19 protein-coding genes and 2 rRNA genes are annotated in these 25,015 nt (G+C 55.1%); 12 read left to right on the forward strand and 9 right to left on the reverse strand.

Features of this window, described 5'->3' with window-relative positions; genetic code table 11:
* Positions 1-125 precede the first annotated feature (125 nt).
* The 3 genes from CK911_RS17610 (at position 126) to tcdA (ending at position 4,286) form a co-directional block, all read left to right on the forward strand.
* Positions 126-3,015, forward strand: a 23S ribosomal RNA gene (locus CK911_RS17610).
* 125 nt (positions 3,016-3,140) lie between these two features.
* Positions 3,141-3,255, forward strand: a 5S ribosomal RNA gene (gene rrf, locus CK911_RS17615).
* A 194-nt stretch (positions 3,256-3,449) separates the two neighbouring features.
* The gene (tcdA, locus tag CK911_RS17620) at positions 3,450-4,286 is read left to right on the forward strand and encodes a tRNA cyclic N6-threonylcarbamoyladenosine(37) synthase TcdA (RefSeq protein WP_098972776.1); all 837 of its coding nucleotides are present in this window, start codon (positions 3,450-3,452) and stop codon (positions 4,284-4,286) included.
* Between the two features lie 21 nt (positions 4,287-4,307).
* Here tcdA and CK911_RS17625 read toward each other — a convergent pair whose 3' ends face one another.
* A complete protein-coding gene (locus CK911_RS17625) occupies positions 4,308-4,742 on the reverse strand; it encodes a SufE family protein (RefSeq protein ID WP_172954047.1) in 435 nt (144 codons plus the stop codon).
* 13 nt (positions 4,743-4,755) lie between these two features.
* Positions 4,756-5,976 (reverse strand): SufS family cysteine desulfurase, encoded by a 1,221-nt coding sequence (locus CK911_RS17630; protein WP_098971566.1) that lies wholly within the window; start codon positions 5,974-5,976, stop codon positions 4,756-4,758.
* Positions 5,977-6,157: 181 nt separating this feature from the next.
* Between CK911_RS17630 and rep the strand changes: the two genes are divergently transcribed.
* Positions 6,158-8,170, forward strand: a complete 2,013-nt coding sequence (rep, locus tag CK911_RS17635; protein ID WP_098971568.1) for a DNA helicase Rep — start codon at positions 6,158-6,160, stop codon at positions 8,168-8,170.
* Here the strand turns inward: rep and CK911_RS17640 are convergent.
* The 5 genes from CK911_RS17640 to CK911_RS17660 all read right to left on the reverse strand — a co-directional run bounded on the left by CK911_RS17640 (position 8,167) and on the right by CK911_RS17660 (position 14,221).
* Complete coding sequence (locus CK911_RS17640) at positions 8,167-10,449, reverse strand: bifunctional diguanylate cyclase/phosphodiesterase (protein ID WP_098971570.1); 2,283 nt, start codon at positions 10,447-10,449, stop codon at positions 8,167-8,169. The two genes, rep and CK911_RS17640, sit on opposite strands and share 4 nt — an antisense overlap.
* 84 nt (positions 10,450-10,533) lie before the next feature.
* A complete protein-coding gene (locus tag CK911_RS17645) occupies positions 10,534-10,989 on the reverse strand; it encodes a cytochrome c5 family protein (RefSeq protein WP_172954048.1) in 456 nt (151 codons plus the stop codon).
* Positions 10,990-11,186: 197 nt separating this feature from the next.
* On the reverse strand, positions 11,187-12,215 hold the full coding sequence (gene tdh / locus CK911_RS17650) for an L-threonine 3-dehydrogenase (RefSeq protein ID WP_033137598.1): 1,029 nt from the start codon (positions 12,213-12,215) through the stop codon (positions 11,187-11,189).
* 55 nt (positions 12,216-12,270) lie between these two features.
* Positions 12,271-13,461 carry a glycine C-acetyltransferase gene (locus CK911_RS17655; protein WP_098971572.1) on the reverse strand — a complete coding sequence of 397 codons (1,191 nt, stop codon included), beginning with the start codon at positions 13,459-13,461 and terminating at the stop codon, positions 12,271-12,273.
* A gap of 115 nt (positions 13,462-13,576) precedes the next feature.
* Positions 13,577-14,221, reverse strand: coding sequence for a TetR/AcrR family transcriptional regulator (locus tag CK911_RS17660; protein WP_098971574.1), 645 nt, complete (start codon positions 14,219-14,221; stop codon positions 13,577-13,579).
* A gap of 158 nt (positions 14,222-14,379) precedes the next feature.
* On the opposite strand from CK911_RS17660, the gene rfaD reads away from it, so the two are divergent.
* The 4 genes from rfaD (at position 14,380) to CK911_RS17680 (ending at position 19,228) form a co-directional block, all read left to right on the forward strand.
* Positions 14,380-15,333, forward strand: coding sequence for an ADP-glyceromanno-heptose 6-epimerase (gene rfaD / locus CK911_RS17665; protein ID WP_098971576.1), 954 nt, complete (start codon positions 14,380-14,382; stop codon positions 15,331-15,333).
* 118 nt (positions 15,334-15,451) lie between these two features.
* On the forward strand, positions 15,452-17,212 hold the full coding sequence (locus CK911_RS17670; RefSeq protein WP_098971578.1) for a polysaccharide deacetylase family protein: 1,761 nt from the start codon (positions 15,452-15,454) through the stop codon (positions 17,210-17,212).
* 13 nt (positions 17,213-17,225) lie between these two features.
* On the forward strand, positions 17,226-18,473 hold the full coding sequence (locus CK911_RS17675) for an O-antigen ligase (protein WP_098971581.1): 1,248 nt from the start codon (positions 17,226-17,228) through the stop codon (positions 18,471-18,473).
* Positions 18,470-19,228, forward strand: coding sequence for a glycosyltransferase family 25 protein (locus CK911_RS17680; protein ID WP_098971583.1), 759 nt, complete (start codon positions 18,470-18,472; stop codon positions 19,226-19,228). The genes CK911_RS17675 and CK911_RS17680 overlap by 4 nt, the downstream gene beginning before the upstream one ends.
* A gap of 46 nt (positions 19,229-19,274) precedes the next feature.
* Here CK911_RS17680 and CK911_RS17685 read toward each other — a convergent pair whose 3' ends face one another.
* Positions 19,275-20,336 carry a glycosyltransferase gene (locus CK911_RS17685; RefSeq protein WP_098971585.1) on the reverse strand — a complete coding sequence of 354 codons (1,062 nt, stop codon included), beginning with the start codon at positions 20,334-20,336 and terminating at the stop codon, positions 19,275-19,277.
* 237 nt (positions 20,337-20,573) lie between these two features.
* Between CK911_RS17685 and CK911_RS17690 the strand changes: the two genes are divergently transcribed.
* A complete protein-coding gene (locus tag CK911_RS17690) occupies positions 20,574-21,806 on the forward strand; it encodes a 3-deoxy-D-manno-octulosonic acid transferase (RefSeq protein ID WP_098972781.1) in 1,233 nt (410 codons plus the stop codon).
* A 47-nt stretch (positions 21,807-21,853) separates the two neighbouring features.
* On the opposite strand, the gene CK911_RS17695 is transcribed toward CK911_RS17690, so the two are convergent.
* The gene (locus tag CK911_RS17695) at positions 21,854-22,393 is read right to left on the reverse strand and encodes a hypothetical protein (protein WP_042018442.1); all 540 of its coding nucleotides are present in this window, start codon (positions 22,391-22,393) and stop codon (positions 21,854-21,856) included.
* A gap of 299 nt (positions 22,394-22,692) precedes the next feature.
* Between CK911_RS17695 and CK911_RS17700 the strand changes: the two genes are divergently transcribed.
* The 3 genes from CK911_RS17700 to CK911_RS17710 are packed head-to-tail and all read left to right on the forward strand — an operon-like array spanning position 22,693 to position 24,966.
* Entirely contained in the window at positions 22,693-23,409 is a 717-nt protein-coding gene (locus tag CK911_RS17700; protein ID WP_098971588.1) for an ABC transporter substrate-binding protein, read from the forward strand.
* A gap of 59 nt (positions 23,410-23,468) precedes the next feature.
* Positions 23,469-24,290 carry an AraC family transcriptional regulator gene (locus CK911_RS17705; RefSeq protein ID WP_098971590.1) on the forward strand — a complete coding sequence of 274 codons (822 nt, stop codon included), beginning with the start codon at positions 23,469-23,471 and terminating at the stop codon, positions 24,288-24,290.
* A 40-nt stretch (positions 24,291-24,330) separates the two neighbouring features.
* Positions 24,331-24,966 carry a LysE family translocator gene (locus tag CK911_RS17710; protein WP_098971592.1) on the forward strand — a complete coding sequence of 212 codons (636 nt, stop codon included), beginning with the start codon at positions 24,331-24,333 and terminating at the stop codon, positions 24,964-24,966.
* Positions 24,967-25,015 lie beyond the last annotated feature (49 nt).

Here is a 25,015-nt window from a genome sequence, read left to right on the forward strand (position 1 = left end):
AAAGTAGTTCTCAAACATTTGTTACAAGTGCTTTGGAAACTTCTTGGCGAAAACCAAAATTTATTTTGGTCCTTGTTGTACGACAACAAGTCGCGTTGTTTCGACGACACTTCTTGGGGTTGTATGGTTAAGTGACTAAGCGTACATGGTGGATGCCTTGGCAGTCAGAGGCGATGAAGGACGTACTAACCTGCGATAAGCTGTGAGAAGTCGGTAAGAGACGCTATTACTCACAGATTTCCGAATGGGGAAACCCACCCAGCATAAGCTGGGTATCGTTAAGTGAATACATAGCTTAACGAGGCGAACCGGGAGAACTGAAACATCTAAGTACCCCGAGGAAAAGAAATCAACCGAGATTCCCTTAGTAGCGGCGAGCGAACGGGGATTAGCCCTTAAGTTTCTTGGAAGTTAGTGGAATGGTCCTGGAAAGGCCAGCGATACAGGGTGATAGCCCCGTACATGAAAACGACCTTGAAGTGAAATCGAGTAGGGCGGGACACGTGACATCCTGTCTGAATATGGGGGGACCATCCTCCAAGGCTAAATACTCCTGACTGACCGATAGTGAACCAGTACCGTGAGGGAAAGGCGAAAAGAACCCCTGTGAGGGGAGTGAAATAGAACCTGAAACCGTGTACGTACAAGCAGTGGGAGCCCTTCGGGGTGACTGCGTACCTTTTGTATAATGGGTCAGCGACTTACATTTTGTAGCGAGGTTAACCGTATAGGGGAGCCGTAGGGAAACCGAGTCTTAACTGGGCGTCTAGTTGCAAGGTGTAGACCCGAAACCGGGTGATCTAGCCATGGGCAGGTTGAAGGTTGAGTAACATCAACTGGAGGACCGAACCCACTAACGTTGCAAAGTTAGGGGATGACCTGTGGCTGGGGGTGAAAGGCCAATCAAACTCGGAGATAGCTGGTTCTCCCCGAAAGCTATTTAGGTAGCGCCTCGGACGAATACTACTGGGGGTAGAGCACTGTTTGGACTAGGGGGTCATCCCGACTTACCAACTCCATGCAAACTCCGAATACCAGTAAGTAATATCCGGGAGACACACGGCGGGTGCTAACGTCCGTCGTGAAGAGGGAAACAACCCAGACCGCCAGCTAAGGTCCCAAAGTTCTGGTTAAGTGGGAAACGATGTGGGAAGGCTCAGACAGCTAGGATGTTGGCTTAGAAGCAGCCATCATTTAAAGAAAGCGTAATAGCTCACTAGTCGAGTCGGCCTGCGCGGAAGATGTAACGGGGCTCAAACCAGGCACCGAAGCTGCGGATTCAATCTTATGATTGAGTGGTAGGGGAGCGTTCTGTAAGTCTGCGAAGGTGTATCGAGAGGTATGCTGGAGATATCAGAAGTGCGAATGCTGACGTAAGTAACGATAAAGGGGGTGAAAAACCTCCTCGCCGGAAGACCAAGGGTTCCTGTCCAACGTTAATCGGGGCAGGGTGAGTCGACCCCTAAGGTGAGGCCGAAAGGCGTAATCGATGGGAAGCAGGTTAATATTCCTGCACGACTTGTAATTGCGATGGGGGGACGGAGAAGGCTAGGTGGGCCAGGCGACGGTTGTCCTGGTGAAAGTGCGTAGGCGGTATTTCTAGGCAAATCCGGAGATACAACGCTGAGACACGAGACGAACGCACTACGGTGCGGAAGCCATTGATGCCATGCTTCCAGGAAAAGCCTCTAAGCTTCAGATTACAAGTCATCGTACCCCAAACCGACACAGGTGGTCGGGTAGAGAATACCAAGGCGCTTGAGAGAACTCGGGTGAAGGAACTAGGCAAAATAGAACCGTAACTTCGGGAGAAGGTTCGCTCTTGACAGTGAAGTCCCTTGCGGATGGAGCAGTTGGGAGTCGCAGTGACCAGATGGCTGGGACTGTTTATCAAAAACACAGCACTCTGCAAACACGAAAGTGGACGTATAGGGTGTGACACCTGCCCGGTGCCGGAAGGTTAATTGATGGGGTTAGCGCAAGCGAAGCTCTTGATCGAAGCCCCGGTAAACGGCGGCCGTAACTATAACGGTCCTAAGGTAGCGAAATTCCTTGTCGGGTAAGTTCCGACCTGCACGAATGGTGTAACCATGGCCATGCTGTCTCCACCCGAGACTCAGTGAAATCGAATTCGCCGTGAAGATGCGGTGTACCCGCGGCTAGACGGAAAGACCCCGTGAACCTTTACTACAGCTTGGCACTGAACATTGAACCTACATGTGTAGGATAGGTGGGAGGCTTTGAAGCGATAACGCTAGTTGTCGTGGAGCCGTCCTTGAAATACCACCCTTGTATGTTTGATGTTCTAACGCAGGGCCCTGAATCGGGCTCGCGGACAGTGCCTGGTGGGTAGTTTGACTGGGGCGGTCTCCTCCCAAAGAGTAACGGAGGAGCACGAAGGTTGGCTAATCCTGGTCGGACATCAGGAGGTTAGTGCAATGGCATAAGCCAGCTTAACTGCGAGACGGACAGGTCGAGCAGGTACGAAAGTAGGTCATAGTGATCCGGTGGTTCTGAATGGAAGGGCCATCGCTCAACGGATAAAAGGTACTCCGGGGATAACAGGCTGATACCGCCCAAGAGTTCATATCGACGGCGGTGTTTGGCACCTCGATGTCGGCTCATCACATCCTGGGGCTGAAGTCGGTCCCAAGGGTATGGCTGTTCGCCATTTAAAGTGGTACGCGAGCTGGGTTCAGAACGTCGTGAGACAGTTCGGTCCCTATCTGCCGTGGGCGTTGGATGATTGAAGGGAGTTGCTCCTAGTACGAGAGGACCGGAGTGAACGAACCTCTGGTGTTCGGGTTGTCACGCCAGTGGCACTGCCCGGTAGCTAAGTTCGGAATCGATAACCGCTGAAAGCATCTAAGCGGGAAGCGAGCCCTGAGATGAGTCATCCCTGACCCCTTGAGGGTCCTAAAGGGCCGTTGGAGACCACAACGTTGATAGGTGGGGTGTGTAAGCGCGGCGACGTGTTGAGCTAACCCATACTAATTACCCGTGAGGCTTAACCATACAACACCCAAGAAGTGTTTCTGGCCTTGTAGCAAGTGCATGAACTACTTAAAAATTCAGTGATAGTGATGAAGCCACGAGCGACATCATTACTCACGTCAGCTTTCTCAGATTGAATTAATTTGCCTGGCGGCCATAGCGCCGTGGAACCACCTGATCCCATGCCGAACTCAGAAGTGAAACGCGGTAGCGCCGATGGTAGTGTGGCATTCGCCATGCGAGAGTAGGACACTGCCAGGCACCAAATACAAGAAACCCCGCTCGATGAGCGGGGTTTTTTATTGGCTGAAATTCAGTAAATCGCCTGATAATTGACCTTTTATTCCCTCTTCTTTGCCGTTTTCTCTGTTTTTCCTCCTCTATTTTCTCCGGATCTGTCATCGCCGCTGGCTTTAGTTGTCGTTATAATGGCCGCCCTCAAGCAAGGTGGTGGTATGAAAGCAGAATATCTACAGCGATTCGGGGGCATTGCCCGTCTTTATGGTCAGAACGCCCTGCGTTCCTTTAGCCAGGCCAAGGTCTGTGTGGTGGGGATCGGCGGTGTTGGCTCCTGGGCGGCGGAGGCGCTGGCCCGTACCGGTATCAACCAGATCACCCTGATCGACATGGACGATATCTGCATCACTAACACCAATCGCCAGATCCACGCCATGCAGGGGACGGTTGGTCGCCTCAAGACAGAGGTGATGGCCGAGCGTATTCGCGCCATCAATCCGGATTGCGAAGTGATCGAGGTGGACGATTTCGTGACTGCCGACAATCTGGCCGAGCATATCAAGCAGGAGTTTGACTATGTGGTCGATGCCATCGACTCAGTCAAGGCCAAGGTGGCGCTGATTGCCTTCTGCAAGCGCAACAAGATCCCGGTGATTGTGGCGGGTGGTGCTGGCGGGCAGATGGATCCGACCCAAATCAAGGTGGCCGATCTGGCCAAGACCATTCAGGATCCGTTGGCGGCCAAGGTGCGCTCTGACCTGCGCCGGTTGCACAACTTCAGCAAGAATCCGGCGCGCAGGTTTGCGGTGGAGTGTGTCTTCTCAACCGAGCAGCTGAGCTATCCGGATGGCAATGGTGGCACCTGTCAGGCCAAGGCGGCCAGCGATGGCACCATGAAGATGGATTGCGCCTCCGGCTTTGGCGCCGTGACGCCGGTGACGGCAACCTTTGGGCTGGTTGCCGCGTCCCGGGTATTGAAGAAGATTGCCGAGCGGGGTGCCCGCGCTGAGAAAGAGGCCGGGAATGAAGCAGCAGGGTCGATTAGCGAAGCGTAATCGACCACTGAACAAGGCGGGTTAGACCGCCTGCTCCCGGATCGCCAGCACGATCGCTCTGAGCCCGTTACCCCGTGACGGGCTCAAGTGTTTCTCAAGCCCCAGTTCGGTAAAATAGCCTTCCACATCAAAGGCCTGGATCGCCGCTGTGGATTGGTGGTTGAGTGCTGCCAGCACGATGACGATCAGCCCGCGTACGATGCGGGCATCAGAATCACAGGCAAAGTGCCAGCAACCGTCCTCACTTTTTTCTCCCTTCAGCCAGGCCTGGCTTTCACACCCCTTGAGGCGGAATTCTTCCTGCTGCCATGCGCTGGGTAGCGCTGGCAGCTGCTTGCCGAGCTGGATGATGAGCCGATACTGGTTCTCCCAGCCGTGGGCGGCGGCAAACTGCTGGCTGATGTTGTCGGCGTTGGGCTCAAGGCCAATCTTGGTATAGCTTGCGAGGTCACTCATTCGGTTGTCTGCCTTAGAAGAAGTCACTGAGTTTGTGCAGGGCGGCCAGCAGGGCGTCGACATCGTCCCGATTGTTGTAGCAGGCCAGCGAGGCGCGCATGGTGCCGCCGATCCCGAGCGATTCCATCAGTGGCATGGCGCAGTGATGGCCGACTCGCAGGGCGATCCCCTGCATATCGAGCAGGGTGGCGGCATCTTGCGGGTGGATATCCTCCAGCAGGAAGGAGACCGCACCGGCGCGTTGGCCGGGTTCGCCGACCAGACGCAGCCCCGGCACCTGTTGCAGGCCAGCGACTAGATAGTCGGTCAGGGCCTGCTCATGCTGGTCGAGCCATTGCCGGTCTTGCGCCATCACAAAGTCGATGGCGGCGGCGAGGCCGATAGCGCCAGCAATATGGGGAGTGCCCGCCTCGAACTTGAAGGGCAGGGCATTGAAGGTGGTGCCGCTGAAACTGACCCGATCGATCATCTCGCCACCTGCTTGCCAGGGCGGCATCCGCTCCAGCAGTTCGGTGCGGCCCCACAACACGCCGATACCAGTCGGGCCATAGAGTTTGTGGCCGGAGAAAGCGTAGAAGTCGCAGCCAATGGCTTGCACATCCACCTCGAGATGGGCCACCGCTTGGGCGCCATCGATCAGTGTTACGGCGCCAACTGCTTTGGCGGCCGCCACCATCCGGGCGACCGGATTGACAGTGCCGAGGGCATTGGAGACGTGGGCTACGCTCACCAGCCGGGTGCGTGGCCCCAGCATGGCGTGATAGGCGGCCAGATCGAGATCGCCCCGCTCATCGAGGGGGATAACCCGGATCAGGGCGCCGGTACGATGGGCGACCAGTTGCCACGGGACTATGTTGGCGTGGTGCTCCAGCGTGCTGAGGATAATTTCGTCCCCCGCCTTGAGCTCGCTCATCCCCCAGCTCTGGGCCACCAGATTGATCGCCTCCGTGGTGCCGCGGGTCCAGATCACCTCTTGGCTGCGGGGCGCATTGATAAAGCGGGCGACCGTTTCGCGGGCGGCCTCGAAGGCGCGGGTAGCTCGGCTACTCAGGGCGTGGGCGGCGCGGTGCACGTTGGCGTTGTCGGCCCGATAGTAGTGAGCGATGGCATCCAGTACCGATTGCGGCTTCTGAGTGGTGGCGGCGTTGTCCAGATAGACCAGAGGGTGGCCGTTTACCTCCTGCGCCAAGGCCGGAAACTGGCTGCGCAGTCGGTCATGCTGTTGCTGATTCATGCTCCCCTCATCATCTGGAAAAAGTCATCATCTCGAAAGGTCGGCCATGATCCTGAAAATAGCGCCCGAACACAAGGCGCGATGAGCCCGATTGGCGGTTGTCTGCCGTGCAGCAGGTACGGCTCGTCGGGTGATTTCTGGTACAATGCCGCCCCTCATCATAAGCCAAGAGATCCGGCCCATGAAGCTCAACCCCAATCAGAACGAAGCGGTCAAGTATGTTTCCGGCCCTTGCCTGGTGCTGGCGGGTGCCGGATCGGGCAAGACCCGCGTCATCACCAACAAGATTGCCTATCTGGTGCAGCAGTGCGGCTACAACGCGCGCAATATCGCTGCGGTCACCTTTACCAACAAGGCGGCACGGGAGATGAAGGAGCGGGTCGGTCAGACTCTGGGGCGCAAGGAGGCGCGGGGGCTGATGGTCTCCACCTTCCATACCCTGGGTCTCGATATCATTCGCCGTGAGCACAAGAGTTTGAATCTCAAGGCGAACTTCTCTCTGTTCGACGACACCGACCAGCTGGCGCTGCTCAAGGAGCTCACCGAAGACGAGCTCGACAACGACAAGGACAAGCTCTCGGCCCTTATCAGCCAGATCTCCAACTGGAAGAACGACCTTATCCTGCCTGCCCGTGCCATGCGCATCGCTCGTGGGCCGGAAGAGGTGCTGATGGCGCAGCTTTACGAGCGTTATCACCGTCAGATGGTGGCCTATAACGCGCTGGATTTTGACGATCTCATCGTGATGCCGACCCTATTGCTCAAGAGTAATCAGGAGGTGCGCGAGCGCTGGCAGAACAAGATCCGTTACCTGCTGGTTGATGAGTATCAGGATACCAATACCAGCCAGTACGAACTGGTGAAGCAGATCGTCGGTGAGCGATCCCGCTTTACCGTGGTGGGTGATGATGACCAGTCCATCTACTCCTGGCGTGGTGCCAAGCCGCAGAATCTGGTGCTGTTGAGCGAAGATTTCCCCAGCCTCAAGCTGATCAAGCTGGAGCAGAACTACCGTTCCAAGCGACGTATCCTCAAGTGCGCCAACATCCTGATCGCCAACAATCCTCATGTCTATGACAAGGCGCTCTTCTCCGAGCTGGATGAGGGGGTGAAGCTCAAGGTGCTGTTCGCCAAGAACGAAGAGCACGAGGCGGAGCGGATCGCCGCCGAGATGATGGGCCACAAGTTTATGAACCGCACCCGGTTCAAGGATTACGCCATCCTCTATCGGGGCAACCATCAGTCGCGCATTTTCGAGAAGGCGCTGATGACCAACCGCATTCCCTACCGCATCTCCGGTGGCACCTCGTTTTTCTCCCGCACCGAGATCAAGGACATCATGGCCTACCTCAAGCTGCTGGTGAACGCGGATGAGGACACCGCTTTCCTGCGGGTGGTCAACTTGCCACGCCGCGAGATTGGCCCCACTACCCTTGAGAAGCTTGGTCAGTATGCCAACCAGCGCGGCAAGAGTCTGTTTGCCGCCAGTTTCGAGCTGGGGCTGGAGCAGCACCTCTCTGGGCGTGGCCTTGTGGCACTGCAGGCGTTCACCAACTGGCTGGTTCGCCTTGGCGATCTGGCGCTGCGTGGCAATCCGGTGGAGGCGGTGCGGGACATGATCAAGGAGATCCACTACGAAGAGTGGCTCTACGAGACCTCCCCCAGCCCGAAAGCGGCCGAGATGCGGATGCAGAACGTCTCCACCCTCTATCGCTGGATCACCGAGATGCTGGAAGGGGATGAGCTGGAGGAGTCGATGACGCTGGCTCAGGTGGTCACTCGCCTCACCCTGCGTGACATGATGGAGCGCAACGAGGGGGAGGACGATGCGGATCAGGTGCAGTTGATGACCCTGCACGCATCCAAGGGGCTGGAGTTCCCCTATGTCTATATGGTGGGGATGGAGGAGGGCTTGTTGCCCCACCAGACCAGCATCGATGAAGACAATGTGGAGGAGGAGCGCCGTCTCGCCTACGTGGGCATCACCCGGGCCCAGACCGAGCTGACCTTCACCCTCTGCAAGGAGCGGCGCCAGTTTGGCGAGTCGGTACGGCCAGAGCCGAGTCGCTTCCTGCTGGAGCTACCGCAGGATGATCTGGAGTGGGAAAATCAGAAGAAGGTGACGGCCGAGGAGCGCCAGCAGAAAGGACAAGTGGGCATTGCCAATCTGCGGGCGATGTTCAAGAAGGACTAAAGCGATGGGCTGGCCGGGGCAAGCAGCGGCACTATGTCGGCTCCGGGCATAGGGGGGGAGATGTATCGCCCTTGTCCCATCTGGCAGCCGATGTCGATCAGCTTCTGCAACTGTTGCTGGTTCTCGATCCCCTCGACCACCAGGGTGTAATTAAGATCCTGGCAGATATCCCGCATGGCGCGGATCAACGCCAAATCTTTGGGTGACTGCAGCATGCGTTGGGTAAAACTGTCATCCACCTTGATGTAATCCACCGGAAAGTGAAACAGGGCATTGAGGGATGAGAAGCCGGTGCCAAAATCATCCAGGCTGATCTGGATGCCCTTGGCTCGCAAGTCATGCAAGGACGCGAGCGCATCGGAATCCTGTCGTGACAATTCCCGCTCGTTGAATTCAAAAATCAGGTAGTTGGGGGCAACCCCCACCTCCTCAATGATGGCCATCAGCCGCATGATATGGTCGTGGTTGGCGAGGTGCTTGCCCGAGAGGTTGATGGCGACCTTGAACTTGCTTTGTCCCGAGAACGGCAACCAGTTTTTTAACTGTTGGCAGGTTCGCCGCAGGATCTGGTAATCCAGCTCGAGAATGAGACCACACTGCTCCGCCAGCGGAATAAAATCAAAGGCATCTTTCAGTACTCCCTCCTCGGTCAACCAGCGCGCCATTACCTCCAGCCCGGTCAGGTGACTGTCTTGCAGCCGGATCACCGGTTGGTAGTAGGGGACGATTCGCCCCTCTCGCAACGCTCTGGCCAGCATCTCCTCCGGCGAGTTCCAGTTCTGGTTAATACAATCTTCCGAGTAGTTGACGATCCTGCTGCGGCCATTGCGCTTGGCCTGATACATGGCCAGATCGGCTTGATGGAGCAGTTGGCTGATATCCGTGGTTTGCTCGGATACGCTCGATACCCCGAGACTGACGGTAATATTCAGCTCGTTACCTAACAGCCGGAACGGATAGGAGAGGCGGCTGATAATGCGGTTGAGCACCGGGCTGATGTCATCCTCGTGTTTGCTGCTATCCAGATAAATCACGAATTCATCCCCACCCAGTCTAGCCACCAGATCATTTTGCCGGATACAGGTCTGCAGCCGGCGGCTGACCTCTTTCAGTAGCTGATCGCCGGCACTGTGGCCCAGGGTGTCATTGATCTGCTTGAAGTGGTCCACATCGATAAAAATCACCGTAAACCCTGGCGATTTGTAGCGATTGTAGTGGGTCATGGCTTGATTGAGATGGTTCATCAACAGCGCCCGGTTGGGTAGCTGGGTCAAGGGATCGTGGAGTGCATCGAATTGCAGCCGTCGCTCCAGCTCTTGATGCTGCTTGAGCTGCTTTTGCAATCTGAGGTTGGTCTGGCGCAGCTGTTGCAGCCGCTGGTTGATCGAGTCCTCGGTATTGATGTCGTTGAGCTGCTGGCGGATCCGTCTCAGCTCCAGCAGCAGGGTGAGCTGGCCGCGCAAGAAATCGAGGAACAGCTTGTCATCGGTCTCCAGCGGTTGAGCCGTGCTGATGATGAAGTGGCCGAAATACTGCTGCTGCAGTCGTAGCGGCATACTGTGCCAGTGTCGTGATTCCCTGTTTACCTCGATATTGCTGGTGCTGTGACATAAACCACTTATGAGTTCATCACTCTGGTAAGGGTGTGCCGGATAAATTTTCTCCAGCTTCTGGCTATTGAGCCTGACCAGCAGCATGTCTTCGATGGCCAGCATCTGGCGCAGTACTGCCTCTAGCTGGGAAAACAGCGCCTGACCTGGCAGGGTGTTGGCTAACCGTATGATGCGACTGATGCTCTCAATCTTCTTTTTCCAGTTAGGATCTTTACGGAACAAGGGAGAAGGGAGTTCAGCGAGATGATAGTCCGCTTGGGTTTCGGTCAGCCGTTTGGCCAGACACTCCAGCAGCAGGCGCAGGGTCGGCAGATCTGTTGGTGCGCCGCGCGCCAGTAGCCACTGTATCTGGCCATGCTCGATGGGGAAGACACACCACCCCTCAGCCTCATCCAGCTGGGTGAGCTGATCGGCGATGCGAGATTGCTCCCTGCCCAGTTGCTGTTTGAAGGTGTCGCTCACCTTGTGGGCGTAGATCCAGTTCAAGCCGGTATCGGAGAGGCCCAGCATGCCGAAATGTTGCAGCGGGCAGAGTTGATCAATTTGCTGGATAAGTGCGTCGTAATCCCCAGCCGTGGCCGTTTGCTGCGCCGGGAAGTCCATAATGGCAGAGACCAACGCCAACAGAGGAGTTGAGTAATGGGGTTCGATGGATTGGGACGACATGTGCAACTCCCGATATGTCTACCTTACAAGAGTAGTCGGAAGCCGATAGATTGAAAGGGCCGCAATTGCGGCCCTTTCAAATACTTACAGCTTATCGATCATGTAGTGAATGGCGTTTTCTATCTCTTCATCACTACAGGTCGCGCAGGTGCCGCGTGGCGGCATCATGCCGGACTTGCCGGTGAAGCCTTCAATGGCATGTTTTTTGAGTGTCGCAATACCCTGGGCGATGCGAGGTTCCCAGGCTGCCTTGTCACCCCGTTTGGGGGCACCAGCGGCACCGGTGGCATGACAGGCAAAACAGGCTCCATTATATACAGCTTCGCCGTCGCGGGGGCCGGAAGGTGTGGTGGCAACAGCAGTCGCACTTGCCCCGACAATACCTTCCAGATCCTTGGCGGTATAGACCTGACCGATTGGTTTGACCCGCTCGGCAATGGCTTCCGGCGACATCTCTGCGGACGCAAGCACGGCTCCAGACAGGCTGGCGGCCGTCATCCCGACAGCCAGCAAATAGCTCAGTTTTTTCAACACGCTCATATACTCCCAGCAGTCTTTTATTATCCCTGTAAACGACGGGATTATAACCGAATAGTTACGGCCTTTTAAACGCTTGTGTGTGAACTGTTAAACACTCTGCGTACAAAGTCTTGTCCGATATCACGCCAATTCGGGTAGTGGAGATAAAAAGAAACCCGGCATTCGCCGGGTTTCGGGTAACCAAAGGCTGAAATGGGCTATTTGTCCCAGCTCAGGATCACCTTGCCGGAGTGGCCGGAGCGCATCGCATCGAACCCCTGCTGGAATTCGTCGATGTGGAATCTGTGGGTAATGATGGGGGAGAGATCCAGCCCGGACTGGATCAGGCTGGCCATCTTGTACCAGGTCTCGAACATCTCGCGGCCATAGATCCCTTTGATAAACAGCCCCTTGAAGATCACTTTGTTCCAGTCGATGGCCATGGTGGAAGGGGGGATGCCGAGCATGGCGATCTTGCCGCCGTGGTTCATCTTGTCGAGCATCTCCTGGAAGGCGCTCGGCACGCCGGACATCTCCAGCCCCACGTCGAACCCTTCGGTCATGCCCAGCTCGCTCATCACGTCAGCGAGCTTCTCTTTGCTGACGTTGACCGCGCGGGTGGCGCCCATCTTGCGGGCCAGCTCCAGCCGGTATTCGTTGACGTCAGTGATCACCACGTGACGCGCACCAACATGACGGCAGACCGCGGCAGCCATGATGCCGATGGGGCCAGCCCCGGTGATGAGCACATCCTCACCCACCAGATCGAAGGAGAGGGCTGTGTGCACCGCATTGCCGAACGGGTCGAAGATGGCTGCCAGCTCGTCCGGGATGTTGTCCGGCAGCTTGAAGGCGTTGAATGCGGGGATCACCAGATACTCGGCAAAGGCGCCCGGGCGGTTGACGCCAACACCAATGGTGTTGCGGCACAGGTGAGTGCGCCCGGCGCGGCAGTTGCGGCAGTGACCGCAGGTGATGTGCCCTTCGCCGGAGACCCGATCGCCGATGGCGAAGCCCCGCACCTCCTGACCGATGGCGACGACTTCCCCAACATATTCGTGGCCGACCACCATGGGTACCGGAATGGTCTTCTGGGACCACTCGTCCCAGTTGTAGATGTGGATATCGGTGCCGCAGATGGCGGTTTTGCGGATCTTGATCAGCAGGTCGTTGTGGCCGAGCTCGGGAGCAGGCACATCCGTCATCCAGATGCCGACCTCTTTGTGCAGTTTGGAGAGTGCTTTCATGGTTGTTCCTTCAATATGAATGCAGAAAAAAGGGGCTGCAGCCCCTTGATTCAAATCAGATAACGCCGAGTTCACGGCCGATGCGGATGAAGGCGTCGATCGCCTTGTCCAGCTGCTCGCGGGTGTGGGCGGCAGACATCTGGGTGCGAATGCGTGCCTGACCCTTGGGCACGACCGGGAAGGAGAAGCCCACCACATAGATACCGGCAGCCAGCATGCGGCTCGCCATCTCGGAGGCCAGTTTGGCATCCCCCAGCATCACCGGAATGATGGCATGATCGGCACCTGCCAGGGTGAAACCGGCGGCGCTCATCCGCTCGCGGAAATAACGGCTGTTCTCTTTCAGGCGGGCGCGCAGGTCGTGACCTTCAGCCAGCATGTCGATCACCTTGATGGTGGCGGCGACGATGGAGGGGGCCAGCGAGTTGGAGAAGAGGTAAGGGCGGGAGCGCTGACGCAGCCAGTCGATCACCTCTTTTTTGCCGGAGGTATAGCCACCGGACGCGCCGCCGAGCGCCTTGCCCAGGGTGCCGGTGATGATGTCGACCCGATCCAGCACGCCGCAATATTCGTGGGTGCCACGACCGTTTTCACCGATAAAGCCGACGGCGTGGGAGTCATCCACCATTACCAGCGCATCGTATTTGTCCGCCAGATCGCAGATGGATTTGAGATCGGCGATGACGCCATCCATGGAGAAGACGCCGTCGGTGGCGATCAGCTTGAAGCGGGCACCGTCGGCATCCGCCTGTTTGAGCTGGGCTTCCAGCTCGGCCATGTCGTTGTTGGCGTAGCGATAGCGCTTGGCCTTGCACAGCCGCACGCCGTCGATGATGGAGGCGTGGTTGAGGGCATCGGAGATGATGGCATCTTCGGCGCCGAACAGGGTCTCGAACAGACCGCCGTTGGCATCGAAGCAGGAGGAGTAGAGGATGGTGTCCTCGGTGCCGAGGAAGACGGACATCTTCTGCTCCAGCGCTTTGTGCTGGTCCTGGGTGCCACAGATGAAGCGCACCGAAGCCATGCCGAAGCCGTGGCTGTCGAGCCCCTGATGGGCGGCGGCGATCAGATCCGGGTGGTTGGCCAGCCCCAGATAGTTGTTGGCACAGAAGTTCAGTACCTGCTCACCGCCGACGGCGATGCTGGCCTGCTGGGCGGAGGTGATGATGCGCTCCTGCTTGTACAACCCTTCCGCTTGCACCTGGTTCAGTTGCTCGGTCAGGTGACGATAGAATCCGTTAGACATCCTCGATCCTTATTGGCTATTTCAGCTGCGTATCAACAGAGGGCAACATTTTACTGCAATCTGTTGCGGCTAATTCAAATGATTGTGCTGATATTCAACAAATGTGAAACAGATCTCACCCAGCTGTTTGGGCCTGCTGACGGTAATGCAGTTCCAGCTGCTGGATCTGTTCGGCCACTTGGGGTTGCACATAGGGGCGCAGCAGGAATAGCACCTTCAACACCCCCTGATAGAGCAGGGGTTTGGTGATGCGGGTGTTGGGCGCCTGGGCAATCTGGAACGGAATCCAGCAGGTCACCACCATCTTGATGGTCTGGCCCAGATCCGGCAGGTCTTCGTCGCTGACATCGATAATACCCCCTTCGCGCAAACTTCTGAGCAGGGCGACCACTGATGCTCGCATCTGCTCCTGAGCCTTGAGGTACTTCTGTTGCAACGGCTCGTCACGGCTGAGGATGTCCGGCAGGTTGGCGTAGAAGAAGCGGAACTGCCACATCAGATAGAAGATGGCATCCAGATAGCCCATCAGATCCTGCAGGGTGATTTCACGGTTGCGGGTCGGGACGAAGCTCTCGCTCAGATGGCGGGCATACTGGTCGAAGATGGAGTGGATGATGTCTTCTTTATTGCGGAAGTGGTAATAGAGGTTGCCCGGGCTGATGCCCATGTGCGCTGCAATATGGTTGGTGGTGATGTTGCGCTCACCCTGATCGTTGAACAGCTCGGTCGCGCTGTGAATGATCCTGTCTCTGGTTTTCATCACTCATTCCTCCAGCGGGTTTCGTCTGGGGGCGATTTTAACAAGGTCGAATCCCCAGACCGCCCGTGATAAACTTTTCGGCAATTTCAAATTGGCTCACTATACACAGCTTTAACAAGCAGTCACATGTAGCCATCAACGTACGAGAGGCAAACTCCATGATCGTAGTAACTGGCGGTGCTGGCTTTATCGGCAGCAATCTGGTCAAGCAGCTGAACGCTCAAGGACGGACCGATATCGTGGTCATCGATGACCTGACCGACGGCACCAAGTTCGTCAACCTAGTCGATCTGACCATCGCTGACTACATGGATAAGGAAGAGTTTCAGCACCGTATAGTGTCTGGTGACGATTTCGAAGAGTGGGATGGCATCGAGGTGATCTTCCATGAAGGCGCCTGCTCTGCCACCACCGAGTGGAACGGCAAGTTCATCATGGAGGTCAACTACGAGTACTCCAAGGATCTGTTCCACTACTGCATCGAGCGTGAAATTCCGTTTATCTACGCCTCTTCTGCAGCGACCTACGGTGGCCGCAACGACAACTTCATCGAAGATCCCAAGTTCGAACAGCCGCTCAACGTCTACGGTTACTCCAAGCAGCTGTTTGACCAGTACGTGCGCCGCTGGATGCCGGAGATCAACTCTCAGGTAGTCGGCCTCAAGTACTTCAACGTCTACGGCCCGCGCGAGCAGCACAAAGGTTCCATGGCTTCTGTCGCGTTCCACCTCAATACCCAGGTGAAGAAGGGTGAGAATCCCAAGCTGTTTGAAGGTTGCGATGGCTTCCCGAACGGTGGCCAGATGCGTGACTTCATCTATATTGACGACGTCTGCAAGGTAAACCTCTGGTTCTGGCAGAACCCGCAGTACTCCGGCATCTTCAACTGCGGTACTGGCCGTGCCGAGCCGTTCCAGAACGTGGCCGAAGCGGTGATCAAGCATCATCAGAAGGGTGCCATCGAGTACATCCCCTTCCCGGATCACCTCAAGGGTCGCTACCAGAGCTTCACCCAGGCTGACATGACCAAGCTGCGCAGCGTGGGTTATGACGCCGAGTTCAAAACTGTTGCCGAAGGGGTAGCGGATTACATGGCCTGGCTCAACCGCTAACGGGTGAGCACAACGCGGCAGTTTGAGCGCAAAACCGGAAGTGGGCACTCGCCTGCTTCCGGTTTCTGGTGTCTGTGGCTGCTTGCCGTTCCTCTTTTCTCTACCGGGTAACCGCGCGATGAATGTATTGATGGCACTCTCCCAGCTCGAGGTAACGGGCGCTGAGGTCTATGCCACCACGGTCGGCAATGAACTGACCCGGCGTGGTCACAACGTTTTTTACGTTTCAGATACCTTGACCAAACCGACCCTTGGTCCCGTCTTCAAGCTGAGATTCAACAAGCGCAGCATCCTGCGCCGCTTCTGGCACGTCTTTTACCTTATCTATCTCATCAAGAAGCACCATATCCAGTTGGTACATGCTCACTCTCGCGCTTCCGGCTGGAGCAGTTATGTGGCCTGCAAGCTGACTGGCACCCCGATGATCACCACGGTGCATGGTCGCCAGCCGGTACACGCGTCCCGCAAGGCGTTCCATGCTCTCGGCTATCGGGCAGTTGCCGTTTGTGAAGATATTGCCCATCAGATTGTCGACAATCTGGGGGTTGATCCCGCCATCGTGCAGGTGCTGCGCAATGGTATCGAAACCGACAAATTCCAACCTGTGCCTGCGCCGGACAACCCCAAGCCGGTGATCGCCATCATTGGTCGCCTGAGCGGCCCCAAAGGGGAGCTCTGTTACCGCCTGCTCGACGAAGTGCTTGATCTTGATGCTTGTCGGGTGCGGATTGTCAGCGGTACCAAGGTGCCGGAGCGCTTTGCCCGTTTCGAAGGCCGTGCCGAGTTTGTTGGTTATGTCGATGATGTGCCTGCTCTGCTGGCGGGTAGCGATTTGGTGATCGGCGCCGGTCGGGTGGCGATGGAAGCACTGATCTGCGGTCGCCCCGCCTTTGCCATCGGTGAGGCAAAGGCAATCGGTCTGGTGACGGAACAGAATCTGGATGAGGCGCTGGCCAGCAACTTCGGTGATATTGGTCCCAAGGATCTGGCCATTGATTTTGCGGCCCTGAAGGGAGAGATCGAGCCCGCCTTGGCCAGCAAGGTGGTGCCGGAAGCCATTCGCCAACGCATTCAGGATGAGTATGGCTTGCAGGGTGTGGTATCCGGTCTGGAATCCATCTATCAGGATGCGGTGGTGGAAACCCTGCGCCGTGAAATGCCGGTCATCATGTACCACCGCTTTATCGAGCAAGATAGCGAGAAAGGGGTGCACGGCACCTGGATGCCGATCGCCATGTTCGAGAAGCATCTGCGCCTGATGAAGTGGCTCGGCTATGAAACTCTGACCTTCCGTGATTTGGCGGACAAAGGCTTTATCCACCGTCTGCAATACGGCAAGAAGTACCTGATGATCACCGCCGATGACGGTTATCAGGACAACCTGACCCGCATGCTGCCATTGCTGGAAAAATATGGTTACAAAGCTGTGGTGTACGTGGTCACCGGTGAAGGCTATAACCGTTGGGATGTGGAGCATCCGACCAATCCGGATACCAAGGTTTCATTGATGAGTGGTGAGCAGGTCAAGGCGCTGGCCGCCAGCGGTCATGTGGAGATTGGTGGTCATACCCTGACCCATCCCCGTCTTAGTCAGCTTTCACCCGAGCAACAAGCCCATGAAATTCAGGAGAATAAACGCCAACTGGAGGCCCTGCTTGGCCATCCGCTGCTCTCATTCGCCTACCCTTACGGTGATATGAACGACAGCGCCAAGGAGCAGGCTATTGCCGCCGGGTATCGTTTTGCCGTCGCTACCAACAGTGGCCCCAAAGCGATGCATCAGGACCCTTTCCAGATCCGCCGGATTGCCATCTTCCCCCGCACGGATGTGTTCGGGTTATGGCGTAAAATCCGCGGGAATTATGTTTTTAGAAAGTGAGAAAAGAAAAAGAATGATGGTCTTAGTGAATAAAGAGAGGTTTGTACCTCTTGTGGTGCAAACCTCGGCTTTTTTGTTTGGCGCGCTTGCTCTTACTGTTCCAAGTGGATACTCATATGGCCCGGCGTTGCTGGCAATAGTGAGTCTTTTTGTCTTTTGGCGTAAAGAGTACCTCTCTGCCATGGAGAAAGAACATAAAATAATTGCATCATTGCTTTTATCATATTTCGTTCTTTTTTTTATATCTGTTATTGTCGATGGTAGTTCATTTAGCCAATTAGATAGACCAAGTCGGGCATTAATGGCTGCTCTAGTGATCCCTACACTTGCTAAACATAAAGTTAAGTTGGAAGTTTTACTTTGTGGGTTCGCTTGTGGTGCGTTAATAGCAGCCGGTATCGCAATTTACGATAAATTCTATCTCGGATATGAGCGAGCATTCGATTTTTATTCAATGCCTATACAGTCCGGAAACATTAGCATGTCACTTGGCCTTTTTTGTCTATGTGGCTATTTTTGGTATCGAGCTAATAATGCTAAGTATTTTTCTTACCTTTATATGCTAGGTGCAATTTCTGGTTTTACTGGGAGCTTCTTATCCGGGGCCAGAGGTGGTTGGGTATTGCTTCCAGTCGTGATTATTTCGATATTAATGCTGTATAGAAAAATTATTACAAATAATGAAAAAAAGGGATTGTTGTTTTTGTTTGCAATTGTTATGGCTATGGTGCTGACACCTCAAACAGGTATGTTGAAAAGATTTGATGCTGCGAAAACTGATATAGAACAGTACATCGATGGTACTAACTTGGATACATCTCTTGGCATTCGTTTTCAATTGTGGGGAAGCGCTTGGGATTCATTTAAGGAGAGGCCATTTTTCGGGTGGGGACAAAATGGGTTACGTGAGTCACAGAAACAACAATTAAAAGAAAATAAAATTACTAATTTCATATATAACTTCAACTATCACGCCCATAACCAATATCTTGAAGAGATGGCAAAACGTGGAATTATAGGGTTGTTAGTACTGCTTGCCATGCTGTGTGTTCCTATCCTCTTGGTGAGGAAAAGGTTCTCGATTATGGCACAAGAGTCGCTTGCATATAATGGAGGTGTTCTCGTTATTGTCACTTGTTTGACAACAGCTGACTATCATCTTAGCCAAGCCTATTTTTCTCATAATTCAGGGATCTCGTTTTTTGTCTTCTCTTTAGTGTTGGCACTATCAGTTTCAATTAATAATGAGAATCAACAATGAAGATATATGTTGTTAGTCTGGAACGTTCCAGTGAGCGTAGAGAGCGAATCACAAAGCATTTGTCTGGTTTAGGCATTGCATTTGAGTTTTTCTCTGCAGTCGATGGGCGAGCAGAGCAAACACCAGGATATGATGATGAGCAGAGAATAAAAGAGAAGGGGCACTCGCTGACTCTGGGTGAAAGAGGCTGTTTTGCCAGTCATAGGGCATTGTGGGGAAAATGTATTTTATTAAAAGAACCTATGTTAATTCTAGAAGATGATGTGGATTTTTCTGATGCGTTTATAAATTGTCTCAAAGGCCTTGACGAAGTTGTATCACGCTATAGTTATGTGCGATTAGGGCGAGGGCCGCTCAAAACAATGCCAATATTTGGTGCGTATTATTCTATGCAACATCTTAGTGGAGTAGGGGGGCACTCACTCGTCAAGTATTTGAGAGGGCCGAGTTGCTGTCATGGATACGCGCTGTCCCCTTCTGCTGCGGAAAAATTTCTAAGTTACTCAGAGTCATGGTGGTGGCCAGTGGATGACTATATGGATAGTGAACATATTCATGGTGTTTGTGACTATGGTATTGAGCCACCGATCGTATTGCAAACAGACCTACCATCTGAAATTGGATATTCTGAACGAGAAAATAAAGGAAAACGCTCTCTGTTTTCGAGAGCGAGAAAAGAAGTGTTTCGTTTTCGCAGCGATTTATTAAGCTATTTATTCAATGTTGCTATCTATATTAAAAATTCGCGACGTTGACTATGTTTTAACTAAAAATGGTGGTTTAAATGTAAATCACCATTTTCTATAGAGACATAAAAGTAGTGATTGTTTCTTTTTTGGAGAACGTTTTATATAAGCTGCCATTTATAATAGCACGGTAGTCATCCATATCAGAAATAGCCAGAGCTAGTTTATGAACATCATCTAAAGGAACTAAATATTTCTCTATATCAGAGGTGATAATCTCAGCAGGCCCAGACGGACAATCCACGCTGATCACTGGCGTATGGCAGATGAGTGCTTCAATGAGTACTGTTGGCAGCCCTTCAGCATCTGATGTCAGGATAAGTGCTTGGGCAGCTTTGATATAGGGATAGGGATTCTTCTGAAAATCGATAATTTTCACCTTGCTGGCAAGGTTCATCTCCTCGATCATGGCTTCAATTCTCGGACGCCGCTCCCCTTTGCCCATCAGGACGAGTGGCGTATCAACGCCACTTAGCTGATATGCCTGCAAGAGACGATCGTGGCGTTTTCGCTCTTCGAAGGTGCCGACATGGATAAAGTACTTGTCGAATGGCTTGCTGAAAGGCTCATTGGCCAACGCCTGAATTTTCTCGATATCAAACGGATTATAGATAATCTGACACGATTTGGGGGTGGCTTTTACATTGTGCAAAATATCATCTGCTATGCCACGAGATACGCAGATCAGTTTTTTGCCATTATAAAAGCGTTTGAATTTTTCATATCCTTTGGCGTTGTTTTTGGCAAAACCGGTGACATTACCGTGGATCCAGTAATAGATATTCAGTGTTTCAGGCAGGTGTCTGGTAATTTTGTCACATGAACATGAGATAATTACGTCAGGTGAGATCTCTTTTATTTTTTTGAGGATCAGCGACGCTTGTATTTTTTCAACCGCAACATTGGATATAGCTTTGGTCAGTTTTGTGACAACACCAAGATTAACCGGATGAATATTGTCAGGCAGCGTATGGTCTATTTTTTCCCGCAAGGTATATAACGTTACCTCGGCGCCGGCATCTTTTAGTAATGATGCGGTATTAAGCAGAACCTTTTCTGCACCACCACCATACAAGTCTTCAACAATGAATAGAAACTTTTTAACTGGTGGGGTCATAACTGCTCCGCAGGTCTCATAACTGTCTGGTAAATATACTAAAAATGTGAATCGTAAACGAGAAAAATCAGGTGGTAACTGTTAAAGTCGTTAGCAATTTTTTCAAATAGGTGTGGATCAATGATTGGTCTTAGTGGGCGATACCATAACGCATTATTCGCGGCCTGTATATTTGCCGGGCTGCTGCTCTCCTGGTTGTTTTCCGATCACCAACTCCTCACCGGCGATCAGACCCAGATGCTCTACAAGGGTTACCTGGGGGCTTATGAGGGGGTCTGGCTTAGTTATGGCAATGCGGCGAGTGCGGTGGGCAATGTGCCGGGGAGTCTGTCGGCCTGGCTGATTGGCGGGCCCTTGCTGCTGTGGGATTCACCTTATGCCCCCATGCTGCTGCTGCTGGCAATGCGGTTGGTTGGCTTCCTGCTGTTTGATGCGGTGATCCGGCAGGTGTTTGATGACCGTGTATTGAATGGCAATGTATTGAATAGCAATGTGGTGCGGTTGCTGTTTCTGGTGCTCTGTTGGCTCAACCCCTGGTTCCAGTACGAGAGTCTGCTCTACAACCCCTCTTATCTGTTCCTCTTCTCTGCCATGCACTGCTGGTCGGCCTGGCATATGCGCGAGCGGGCCTCCTTCTGGCACATGATCGTGCATCTGCTGGCCATCGGCATGGCGATGCAGTTGCACTACTCCTGGCCGCTGCTGGCGGTGATGTCTACCTACCTCTTCTGGCGCCGCATTCTCAAGGTGAGCTGGAGCGGGGTGGTGGTGGCTGCCCTGTTGATTGGTGCCTCTCTTATCCCTTACGTACTGGAGGCTATGAGTAACACAGCGATCACTCAGCAAGGCGATCCCGAAGCGCGCCAGCGCTATATCGGCTGGGGGCTGGTGCATGTCTATCCGGTGCTGAAATCGGTGCTCTACTGGCTGCGATACGGCTCCTGGCTGTTTGCCAGCAAGCTGGTCAACGACACCCAGTTCATCTGGCTGGCAGGTCATGAGTATCTGCAGCTGGCGGCGGTCTGGCTGTGGCGGGTGGTGATCTACGGGGTGGGCTCGGCGACCGTGCTGCTGGCAGCCAAGGCCAACTGGCAGCTGTGGCGCGATCTCAAGCCACGCTTGCTGCGCAGTGATCGTACCGCAGTGGATGGCGAGAGTTGGCTTGGTCTTTATGCGCTGGCGGCAGTGCTAGCGGTACTGGTGAGTGCGGCGCTTTCGCCCATCACCTTCAACTACTGGCACCTGATGCTGATTTTCCCCTACGCCCTGTTCCCGACCCTGCTGCTGCTGGTGCGCTGGAGCCGCTGTTACCCGCAGTGGGTCGGCAAGGGGCTGCTGGCTGCAACCCTGTTCTGCACAGCAGTGAACCTGATTGCGGCGTGCGACAGCACCAAGTTCTCCTATCAGGCGGACTACAAGACCCAAGTGCTGGAGTATCTGCAAGAGATGAAGCTGCAACCCGGGCAGTGAGTCATCCACAGCCAGCCCCCCGATCTTGGGGGGCTGGCTGTCAGTCACTATTCGAAACGATCCATATGGGCGAAGTTTTTGGCTTCGGCAACCCAACCCTCACGCCCTTGCTGGTCCCGAATTTTTACCCACCACTGGTTCTGCGGTGACGGGCCGTATCTGACCTCTTTGCGCGCATAGTCGTAATCGAGGATGTAGGTTTTACCCTTGTACCAGAACAGGCCATTGCCTTCGCCCAGCCAGCCGAGGAGATAAAGTTTTTCCCCTGCCTTCATGTCAAACAGCGGCCCTTCCCCCTCCTTGCTGTAGCCCAGTTTGGCTGGCCTGAGTATCTCGACGATCCCCGGTTTTTCGGTAATGACGACACCGGTCAGCCCCTCTACCTGCTGGCCGCGGGGCAGCCGGAACAGCTCCTTGGCAGTAGAAGATGGTTCGGCTCTGACGATCACCTCTTGCTTGGTGGTCCACGTCTGATAGGTGCAACCTTCAAACGGGCAGCGACCCCAGTCGTAATAGGGTAGGCGCGGCTTTTCATCAGAACTTACGGTCGTGGCGAACAACGACAACAACAGCAAAAACAGTCTCATGAATCTACCTGTCCGGCGGGGCGATCACCCGTCGGTTTGATGAATGGGGCAACACTATATCTCAAGACCTAAAAATCCATCAGAGCAGCGGCTTTATTGATTTTTACCGCAATAAAACGGGTGATCGGTGGTAGTGGAAATAGGGGTCACAAGAGGCTGCTAAACGGTGCGAGGAGATAGCCCGCCCCTTTGCCTTGTGCCATGCTGATGGCTATCAGGGTATCGGGTCGACACTTATGGGCATCTCTCGTTCGGGTATGCGTTTGTTATTACTGCTATCGGCACTTCTTCTCCCATTTATGACCATCAGCCAAGCCGTGGCGGCCAATGCGCCACTGCGGGGATGCGTCTTCCAGCTGGCGCCGCTGGTCACCATTGATCAGCAGGGCAAGGTCTCCGGGCCGGTTATCGACTACTTTCGCCGCCACATCGAACCCGTGATCGGGCACACCATCGAGTGGCAGGGGCTCAATGTGGCGCGGCTGCTCAGCAACCTCGAGAGCGGTGAGTGCGATCTGACCCCGTTGCTGAGTTACAGTCCGGAGCGAGCTCGCCACTTCCGCTATATTGACCCCCACCTGTTGCTGCTGCGGCCGGTGTTGGTGGTACTGGTGCCATCGCGACTTCATTCGGTCGAGCGGCAGGAAGATCTCTACGGCACCACCATCGGCTGGTCGAGTCAGGCGATCGTGCCGCCGCTGTTGCAGCATCCGCAGATCCATATCGACACCCTCTCCCAGCTCAGCTGGGAGCATGGCAACATGCAGAAGTTACTGCGCGGGCGGATTGATGCCGCACTCTTCTCCAACGATATTTCCGCCAACCATTTTCGCGCCAAACTCCCTGCGGCGACCCGCCTCATCTACCTGCCGGTCACCCCGCTGCAGGTGCATATCGTGCTGACCAAGTCGCTGGGGGATGCCAACCCCGAGCTGGTGCAGCGCATGCGTCAGGTGGTGGAGCGGGTGCCGCTCGCCTCGCTGGTGGAGTCGACCCCGCGGCTGTGGGGGCGTTGAGAGGGGGGGCGTGCAATAATCTACAAGCCCAAGGCCCGCTGCTGGTGTATCTATAACCCATGAATACCACAGATTCCCTCATCCGCTACTGGCAATCCCCGCACCTGCCGGGGGTCGAGCTGTCGCACTCCCACCACCGGGCGTTCAGCTACGGCCGCCATGTCCATCTCGACTACCATATCGGGCTGGTGCAGCGGGGTGGCCAGAAGTTTATCCACAAGGGGAACAGTCACCATCTGGTGCGCGGGGTGCTCTCTACCGTCAACCCGGATGAGGTGCACGATGGCCTCAGTCTGCTGCCGGAAGGGTACGAGGTGCGGGTCTTCGCCATCGATCCGCAGCAGCTGGCGCTCTGGCTGCCGGAGCAGTCGGAACCCTTCTTCGATAAGGGATTGCAGAGCCGCCCAGACCTCTATCAGGGCTTTGCCCAACTGCACGGCTATCTCGACAACCCCCAGGCCGATGGCCTGCTGATCGAGAGCCAGCTGCTCGCCCTGCTGGGGGAGCTGTTGCATCTGGCCCCCGAGGTGCACCAGCTGGCGGATCCCCAGTTGCGATTCCTGCGCGACTACCTGATGGCCGCCCTCGATGAGCCACACTCGCTGGAAGAGCTGGCGGGGCTGCTCGGGCTCGATCGCTTCGCTTTTTTACGCCAGTTCAAGAAGCGCAGCGGCATGACTCCCTACGCCTGGCTGAAACGGCTGCGGCTGGAGCAGGGCAAGCGGCTGCTGGCGAGCGGGATGGCGGTGAGCGAAGTAGCGCTGGCGGTCGGCTTCTTCGATCAGAGTCACTTCCACCACGGCTTTCGCCAGGCATTCGGTCTGACGCCCGCCGAATTTCGTGCCCAGATGCAATTTTTTACAAGCCGCGCCCCCCGCTGATCCGCCATGCTGGTTCTCCGTCGTTAAAACGAGAGTTGTTATGCTGACCAGTCTGTTCGTTACCCTCGGCCTGATGCACCTGATTGCACTGGCTAGCCCCGGCCCCGATTTCGCCCTGATCCTGCGCACCAGCCTGCACCGGCCGACCGCCCTTGGCGCGGCGCTGGGCATCTCGCTGGCGATCATGGTGCACGCCACCCTGAGCCTGACCGGGATCAGCATGCTGATCGCCAGCCGCCCGCTGCTGTTTATGGTGATCAAGTGCTGCGGTGCCCTCTATCTGGGCTGGTTGGGGTGGGGCGCCTTGATGGCGGCTCGCCAGCAGAGCAGCACAGTGGTGGCCAGCGCCGCCAACGAGCTGCGCGGCTGGGGCAGGGGTGTGCGCACTGGCCTCGCCACCAATCTGCTCAACCCCAAAGCGCTGGTGTTTTTTATCGGTCTGCTGGCCGCCATGGTGACGCCAGAGGTGGATGGGGTAACCCGCGGCCTGCTGGTGGGCGAGCTCTTCATCATCTCCCTCTGCTGGTTCGGGTTGCTGGCGTGGAGCCTCTCCACTGATCGCGCCCAGCGCCTGCTGCTGCGGGTGCAGCGGCCGCTCAATGTGGTGACCGGCGTGCTGTTTGCGCTGGTCAGCCTCTCCATTCTGGTGAGCATGGGGGCCGATCTGGTGGCCTGATAAGTCGGCGCATGGGCCTATACTCCAGCAAGGTTTACCTGTCAGGAGT

Source organism: Aeromonas sp. CU5, assembly GCF_002586745.1.
Taxonomy (GTDB): Bacteria; Pseudomonadota; Gammaproteobacteria; order Enterobacterales; family Aeromonadaceae; genus Aeromonas; species Aeromonas sobria.

Bases quoted from the DNA above. Each gene is read 5' to 3' on its own strand.
- CK911_RS17685 (WP_098971585.1), bottom strand. From the start codon at position 20,336: ATGACCCCACCAGTTAAAAAGTTTCTATTCATTGTTGAAGACTTGTAT.
- CK911_RS17645 (WP_172954048.1), bottom strand. From the start codon at position 10,989: ATGAGCGTGTTGAAAAAACTGAGCTATTTGCTGGCTGTCGGGATGACG.
- rfaD (WP_098971576.1), top strand. From the start codon at position 14,380: ATGATCGTAGTAACTGGCGGTGCTGGCTTTATCGGCAGCAATCTGGTC.
- CK911_RS17660 (WP_098971574.1), bottom strand. From the start codon at position 14,221: ATGAAAACCAGAGACAGGATCATTCACAGCGCGACCGAGCTGTTCAAC.
- CK911_RS17695 (WP_042018442.1), bottom strand. From the start codon at position 22,393: ATGAGACTGTTTTTGCTGTTGTTGTCGTTGTTCGCCACGACCGTAAGT.
- CK911_RS17705 (WP_098971590.1), top strand. From the start codon at position 23,469: ATGAATACCACAGATTCCCTCATCCGCTACTGGCAATCCCCGCACCTG.
- CK911_RS17670 (WP_098971578.1), top strand. From the start codon at position 15,452: ATGAATGTATTGATGGCACTCTCCCAGCTCGAGGTAACGGGCGCTGAG.
- CK911_RS17655 (WP_098971572.1), bottom strand. From the start codon at position 13,461: ATGTCTAACGGATTCTATCGTCACCTGACCGAGCAACTGAACCAGGTG.
- tcdA (WP_098972776.1), top strand. From the start codon at position 3,450: ATGAAAGCAGAATATCTACAGCGATTCGGGGGCATTGCCCGTCTTTAT.
- CK911_RS17690 (WP_098972781.1), top strand. From the start codon at position 20,574: ATGCTCTACAAGGGTTACCTGGGGGCTTATGAGGGGGTCTGGCTTAGT.
- CK911_RS17625 (WP_172954047.1), bottom strand. From the start codon at position 4,742: ATGAGTGACCTCGCAAGCTATACCAAGATTGGCCTTGAGCCCAACGCC.
- CK911_RS17680 (WP_098971583.1), top strand. From the start codon at position 18,470: ATGAAGATATATGTTGTTAGTCTGGAACGTTCCAGTGAGCGTAGAGAG.
- CK911_RS17675 (WP_098971581.1), top strand. From the start codon at position 17,226: ATGATGGTCTTAGTGAATAAAGAGAGGTTTGTACCTCTTGTGGTGCAA.
- CK911_RS17640 (WP_098971570.1), bottom strand. From the start codon at position 10,449: ATGTCGTCCCAATCCATCGAACCCCATTACTCAACTCCTCTGTTGGCG.
- CK911_RS17710 (WP_098971592.1), top strand. From the start codon at position 24,331: ATGCTGACCAGTCTGTTCGTTACCCTCGGCCTGATGCACCTGATTGCA.
- CK911_RS17630 (WP_098971566.1), bottom strand. From the start codon at position 5,976: ATGAATCAGCAACAGCATGACCGACTGCGCAGCCAGTTTCCGGCCTTG.
- CK911_RS17700 (WP_098971588.1), top strand. From the start codon at position 22,693: ATGACCATCAGCCAAGCCGTGGCGGCCAATGCGCCACTGCGGGGATGC.
- tdh (WP_033137598.1), bottom strand. From the start codon at position 12,215: ATGAAAGCACTCTCCAAACTGCACAAAGAGGTCGGCATCTGGATGACG.
- rep (WP_098971568.1), top strand. From the start codon at position 6,158: ATGAAGCTCAACCCCAATCAGAACGAAGCGGTCAAGTATGTTTCCGGC.